Here is a 6,109-nt window from a genome sequence, read left to right on the forward strand (position 1 = left end):
CGGTCAGCGCGGTGCGCTGACATCGGTCTGTCCGGTGGCCAGCAAAGCCCCCCGAACAAAGCCTTGACGCAGGCAACGCTCGACAAAGTCACGTACGAATGCAGCCGAATTGTCGCAGCCCCTCGGAACAGCCATGGCCTGACGGATCGCGGTGAACGCACCGTCGAGCACACGGTAGCGTGGATCAGTGTCGGCGACCTTCTGCAAAGGCTGGCGCACACCTGCGGCGGCGTCGAGGTTTTCTTCGACAAACAGATCGACGGCTGCGGCGGAGGTGTCGGCGCGGCACAGTTCGGCATGCTGCAAGGTGCGGCTGAGGTAGAGGTCGTAGGCCGCGCCTTTGCCGACGGCCAGGCGCAAGCCGGTTTGGTCGAGTTCGTCGACGTGCTGGAAGGGAGCGTCTTTCCTGACCAGGTAGGTGCCCTCGATCAGCACGTAGGGCTCGCTGAAGGCGATCTGCGCCTCGCGCACCGGTTCGATGGCGAGGAAGGCCAAGGTCCAGGCGCCCTCCTCCAGCGCGGCGAATACCTTGCCCGCTGCGTCGAAAGTGCGCATCTGCAGGCGCACGCCCAGTTCTTCGGCCAACTGCCTGGCCAGGGCGACCGAGACGCCCTGGGGCTCGCCATCAGGGCCGCGTTGGGCGAGGACCGGGTTGCCGTAGTTGATGGCAGCACGCAGGACGCCATCGGGGGCGAGTTCTTCGAGGACGGCCTTGGGGTTAGTGAGAGTCATTGGAACTCCGCTGGGCTATGAGTGGGACTGATGATTACAGCTACTGGCTGTGGGACCGGGCTTGCCCGCGAAAAGGCCCTCACCGATCCGAGCATCAGCTCAGGCAGAAAAGACCATGCACACCGGGCTGCCGGTGGGCACCGAGAAACCGGTCTGGCGCAACCTCCCCTGCTCGGGATCGACGGCGAAAGCCACGACGCTGTCACTGTCTTCGTTGAGCGCGAAGAGGAACCGCTGATTGGGAGTGAGGGCGAAGAAGCGTGGGGTCTTGCCGCCACTGGGCTGCACTTCGATCAGGCTCAGCAGGCCGCTGGCAACATCGACCGCATACACGGCAAGGCTGTCATAGCCGCGGTTGGAGGCGTAGACGAAGCGTCCGCTGCGGTCGATCTCGATCTCCGAGGCACGGCTGTTGCCGGTGTAGCTCGACGGAAGCGACGGGAGTATCTGCAACGGCTGCAGTGCCCCGCTGTGGGGGTCGAAGCGGTAGGTGGCGACGGTCGAATCCAATTCATTGATCACATAGGCGAACGGCGCCTTCGGGTGCAGCGCGACATGACGCGGGCCGGCACCTTCGCGAGTAGTGACGAAAGGCTGCTCGGCGGGATGCAGTCTGCCGTTGTCGAAGCGAAAGGTGAATATCCGGTCCAGCCCCTTGTCCGGCACCAGGACAAACTGGCCCGAGGCATCGAAGAGGTTGAAGTGCGGCTTGGCAAAGGTCTGCTCGATGCGGTGCGGGCCGATTGGCCCCTCGAGCTCGAGTAACTGGTTGAGGGTGCCGAGGCGGCCGTCCTGTTCGACATCGAGCACGGCAAGCGTGCCCGTGATGTGGTTCGAGACCACCAGGAAGCGCTCGCTCGGGTCCAGTGCCAGGTGCACCGGATTCTTGCCTTCGCAGCGCTGTCGGTTGAGGAACGCGAGCCGACCAGTGACCTTGTCGACGGTGAAGGCGCTGACCTCGTCGAGGTCGCCATGCACCGTGTAGAGACGATCACCAGCTCGATTCAGCGCCAGGAAGGACGGGTTGACCAGGTCGCCGACGACCTGGACCTGCTCCAGGCTGCCGTTGGCCTGATCGAGGCGGTAGACGGTGATGCCATCGCCGCGGGCGTTGCGCTCCCGGGTCGTGCGCGAGCCGACATAGGCGTACATAGGGGGTCGTTCTCCCAGTTGCGGGTAGGTGCATGGTCAGGGACGCGGAGGTGTCAGGCAAGTCCGCGCCCTGCTCAACCGTTCGTGCCCGGGCATCAGCCGCGGGTGCGTTGCACCACCTTGCGAATGACATAGGGCAGCACACCGCCATTGCTGAGGTAGCGGATCTCCTGCTGCGAGTCGAGCCGTGCGATGAGCTCGGCCTCATCGACACCGCCATCGACGCGGCGCACCTGCAGGCGGATGCGGTTGTCTCCGACCCTCAGTTCGTCCAGGCCGATGAAGTCGAACTGCTCGCTGCCGTCGAGCTGCAAGTCTTCGACACCCTGCCCTGCCGGGAACAGCAACGGCAGCACGCCCATGCCGATCAAGTTGCTGCGGTGGATACGCTCGATGCTGCGCGCCACCACGGCTCGCACGCCGAGCAATGCCTGGGCCTTGGCCGCCCAGTCGCGACTGGAGCCCGCGCCGTAGTTGGTACCGGCGAACACCACCATGGGGGTACCGGCATAGCTCTGCGCGGCTTCGTAAAGCGGCAGGCACTGACTGTGGTCGGCATTCCAGGCCCAGGCGCCGACGCCTGGGTGGGTGTCACTGAGCAGACGGTTTTTCACCGACTTGTTGGTGAAGGCACCGCGCAGCATGACTTCGTGGTTGCTGCGCCGGGTCGAATACTGATTGAGGTCCTGTGGTTGTTCGCCGCGAGCCAGCAGCCACTGGCCAGCCAGGCTACTGGCGGGAATCGCGCCGGCCGGAGAGATATGGTCGGTGGTGACATTGTCCCCCAGCACCATCAACGTGCGGGCGTTCTCGATGGCCAGGCTCGCCTTGGGTTCGGCCTGGATATCGGCCAGGTACTGCGGGCGGCGCAGGTAGGTCGAGCGCGCATCCCAGGGGAACAGCACGCTGCCCTCGGCCGAGAGGGCCTGCCAATGATGGGTGCCGTCCCACACCGTGGCCAGGCGCTGCTGGAAGAACTCGGGCTTGACCACCTGGGCCACCAGCGCCTGCACTTCGTCATCCGCGGGCATCAGGTCGTGCAGGTGAATCGGGTTACCGCCGCTATCCTGACCGAGCGGTTCGCGGGTCAGGTCGATATCGATGCGCCCGGCAATGGCGAAGGCGACGCACAGTGCAGGCGACGCCAGGTAGCCTGCAGGTACCTTGGGGTTTACCCTACCTTCGAAGTTGCGGTTGCCCGAAAGCACCACCACCCCCTTCAGGCCTTGATCGGCAAAGGCCTCGACATGCGTCTCGAGCTTGCCGGAGTTGCCGATGCAGGTCATGCAACCGAACCCGGCCAGGTCGAAGCCCAGGGCGGAGAAGTCCTGCAGCAAGTCGGCTTCGCTCAGGTAGTCAGCCACCACCTGCGAACCGGGCGACAGCGAGGTCTTCACCCAAGGCTTGCGCTTGAGCCCCAAGTGCCGCGCGCGACGGGCCAGCAGACCGGCCTGGATCATCTGCGCGGGGTTGGCGGTGTTGGTGCAACTGGTGATGGCCGAGAGCACTACGGCGCCATGGTCGATGGCCTCGCCGAAGCTGGGCTCGAGGTAGCGATTACCGATCAGCTCGCTTCCGCCCAGCACCTGTTCACGGAACGACTCACCGGCGCGCGACAGCGGCTGACGCTGGTGCGGCTGGTAGGGGCCTGCGACGCTGGGCTCGATGCTGGCAAGGTCGAGCTCGATCAGTTCGTCGAACTCAGGCTCCGGCAGGTCGTCGTGGCGATAGAGCCCCTGAACCTGCAGGTAGGTGGCGGCCTGCAGGCACAGCTCGGCGGAGCGACCGCTGAGCCTGAGGTAATCGAGGGTCTGGTCATCGAAGGGGAAGAACACGACGGTGGCGCCATACTCGGGCGCCATGTTCGATACCGTGCCACGCGCAGCCCAGCCGAGGTTCGATAGACCCGGGCCTGTGAACTCGACGAACTTGCCCACCACCGAGCGCTGACGCAGGATCTCGGCCACGTGCAGCGACAGGTCGGTGGCGGTCACCCCGGGGCGCAGGGCGTTGCTGACGCGAATACCGATAACCTGGGGGAAGTTGATCGGCACCGGCTCCCCCACCATCGCCGCCTGCCCTTCCAGGCCGCCGACACCCCAGCCTAGCACGCCGATGGCGTTGATCATCGGCGTGTGGCTGTCGGTGGCGACCATGTCGTCAGGGTGCAGCAAACGCTGACCCTCGGCGGTACGGGTTTCCCACACCACCTTGGCCAGGGCCTCCATGTTCATCTGGTGGATGATGCCTGTACCCGGTGGAATGACAGCGAAATTGTCCAGGCTCTTCTGCGCCCATTTGATGAAGCGATAGCGCTCGCTGTTGCGACGAAAATCGATCTCGAGGTTCTGCTCCACCGCATCGGCTTGTGCGTAGTGTTCGACGATCACCGAATGGTCGATGGTCAACACCGCAGGAATCAGCGGGTTCATCGCCGCCGGGTCGCCGCCCAGTTCAGCGACCACATCACGCATTCCAGCAAAATCGGCCAGGGCCGGCAGGCACGTGGTGTCGTGGAACATCAGGCGGTTGGGCTGGAATGGCACCTCGCAGTCCGGTCCATCGCCAACGGCGCGGGCAAGCACGGCATCCAGCGCCTCGGGAGCGCAGCGCGCCACGTTCTCCAGAAGGATGCGGATGGCGTAAGGCAGGCGTTGCAGTTGGGTGGGAGCCAGCAGTTTCTTGAGATCGAGGTAGGTGAAGCGATCCTGGTCGATCTGCAGGGGGCTCATCAGGTGGGCATTGTCGATCATGCGCGTGTCGCTCGGCTTCTTGTCGTTGTCATGTCGTCGTCCAGGCGACGACGCTGCAGGTCGGCCAATGCTAGGCGCTGGAGCGCGGAGTGAAAATTGACCGATTGCCACGTCAGCGTTCTCCATCGGAGAACGCTCGAAGGGATGTTATGGCTGGGAGGGTGCGCGCAGGTGATCGATGAAGGTCTTGAGCGTCGGCGAGGCGATCTCGTACTTTTTGAATACCAGCAGCAATGAACGATGGGCCCAGGGCTCCGACAAGGTCACACGCTTGAGACGATGGCTGCGCACGTAGGGCTCCACCGCGCTACGCGGCAGAACGGTAATACCTAGGCCATTGGCGACCATGCGACACATGCAGTCGAAGCTGCTGATACGGATGTGTAGCTTGAGAGGTTGCCCCATTGTTTTGGCCTGTTCGGTGAGCAGGCCGTACAGGGTACTGTCCAGGTGCGGGCCAACGAACTCATACGCCAGCACCTCGCTGAACTGCACGGTGCGGCGCTTGGCCAGATCGTGCTGTGTTGGCACCACCAACACCAATTCATCGTGCCGGTAAGGCAGGGTTTCAAGCCCCAACGGGGCTGTGTGCGAGGAGATGATACCGAGGTCGGCGTGATCGTCGGCCACAGCCCGGACGACCGCCGAGCCAATACCTTCCTCGATATCGAACTTGATCTGTGGGTAAAGCTGGGCGAAGCCAGCCATGTCCTGGGGCAGGAACTGCGACAGCGCCGAAGTGATGGCGTGGATGCGGATATGACCCTTGACCCCTGCGGCGAACTCGCTGAGTTCGTTGTCCAGCTGTGCCATGGTCTGCTTGAGCTGACGGGCGTAATAGAGCAGGGATTGGCCGGCGGGCGTCAACTCGACACCGCGCGCGTTGCGAATCAGCAGCGGCGATCCGATCTGCGCCTCAAGTTCGCTGATGCGCTTGCTGATCGCCGAGACTGCAAGGTGCTTGATACCGGCAGCGCGCGTCAGATTGCGTTCCTGGGCGACAGTGATGAACAGGTCCAGGCTGGTGAGGTCGTAGCGCATGCGGGCCGGGTCAGGGAGGAATAGAGGTGCACCATACCCTGTAGAGGCAGGCTTGTCCCGTGGCGTGCGCGGTGTCGGCGTGGGAGGAGCGATGCGACCTGGCGAACGCCAGAAAGACAAAACCCCTACCTGCTCGCGCAGATAGGGGTTTTGCGAAATGAATCTTGACGATGACCTACTCTCACATGGGGAAACCCCACACTACCATCGGCGATGCATCGTTTCACTGCTGAGTTCGGGATGGGATCAGGTGGTTCCAATGCTCTATGGTCGTCAAGAAATTCGGTTGCCAGTGCGTCTTTGCAGACACGCCAGCCAATTCGGATATGTGATCTTTGTGGGTCGCTTCGAACTTTCGGTTCGTTTCGTCTTCACCACCACAATCTGCAAGGCAAATTGCTTGGGTGTTATATGGTCAAGCCTCACGGGCA

4 protein-coding genes and 1 rRNA gene are annotated in these 6,109 nt (G+C 63.3%); all 5 read right to left on the reverse strand.

Annotated features, from left to right (window positions below; all coding sequences use genetic code 11):
• Nucleotides 1–3: 3 nt before the first annotated feature.
• The 5 genes from IAE40_RS16755 to rrf all read right to left on the reverse strand — a co-directional run bounded on the left by IAE40_RS16755 (nucleotide 4) and on the right by rrf (nucleotide 5,956).
• A complete protein-coding gene (locus IAE40_RS16755; RefSeq protein WP_200603563.1) occupies nucleotides 4–732 on the reverse strand; it encodes a transporter substrate-binding domain-containing protein in 729 nt (242 codons plus the stop codon).
• 99 nt (nucleotides 733–831) lie between these two features.
• Nucleotides 832–1,884, reverse strand: a complete 1,053-nt coding sequence (locus IAE40_RS16760) for a lactonase family protein (protein ID WP_200603564.1) — start codon at nucleotides 1,882–1,884, stop codon at nucleotides 832–834.
• 95 nt (nucleotides 1,885–1,979) lie between these two features.
• Nucleotides 1,980–4,637 carry an aconitate hydratase AcnA gene (gene acnA, locus IAE40_RS16765; protein WP_200603565.1) on the reverse strand — a complete coding sequence of 886 codons (2,658 nt, stop codon included), beginning with the start codon at nucleotides 4,635–4,637 and terminating at the stop codon, nucleotides 1,980–1,982.
• A 147-nt stretch (nucleotides 4,638–4,784) separates the two neighbouring features.
• Nucleotides 4,785–5,678: a LysR family transcriptional regulator gene (locus tag IAE40_RS16770; RefSeq protein ID WP_200603566.1), complete on the reverse strand. Its 894-nt coding sequence runs from the start codon at nucleotides 5,676–5,678 to the stop codon at nucleotides 4,785–4,787.
• A gap of 162 nt (nucleotides 5,679–5,840) precedes the next feature.
• A 5S ribosomal RNA gene (gene rrf, locus IAE40_RS16775) occupies nucleotides 5,841–5,956 on the reverse strand.
• Between the last annotated feature and the right edge of the window lie 153 nt (nucleotides 5,957–6,109).

Source organism: Pseudomonas sp. S44 (assembly GCF_016624805.1).
Lineage (GTDB): Bacteria > Pseudomonadota > Gammaproteobacteria > Pseudomonadales > Pseudomonadaceae > Aquipseudomonas > Aquipseudomonas machongensis.

What these genes read in the sequence shown, in the direction of transcription:
- IAE40_RS16755 (WP_200603563.1), bottom strand. Translation starts at nt 732, where the DNA reads ATGACTCTCACTAACCCCAAGGCCGTCCTCGAAGAACTCGCCCCCGAT.
- IAE40_RS16760 (WP_200603564.1), bottom strand. Translation starts at nt 1,884, where the DNA reads ATGTACGCCTATGTCGGCTCGCGCACGACCCGGGAGCGCAACGCCCGC.
- acnA (WP_200603565.1), bottom strand. Translation starts at nt 4,637, where the DNA reads ATGATCGACAATGCCCACCTGATGAGCCCCCTGCAGATCGACCAGGAT.
- IAE40_RS16770 (WP_200603566.1), bottom strand. Translation starts at nt 5,678, where the DNA reads ATGCGCTACGACCTCACCAGCCTGGACCTGTTCATCACTGTCGCCCAG.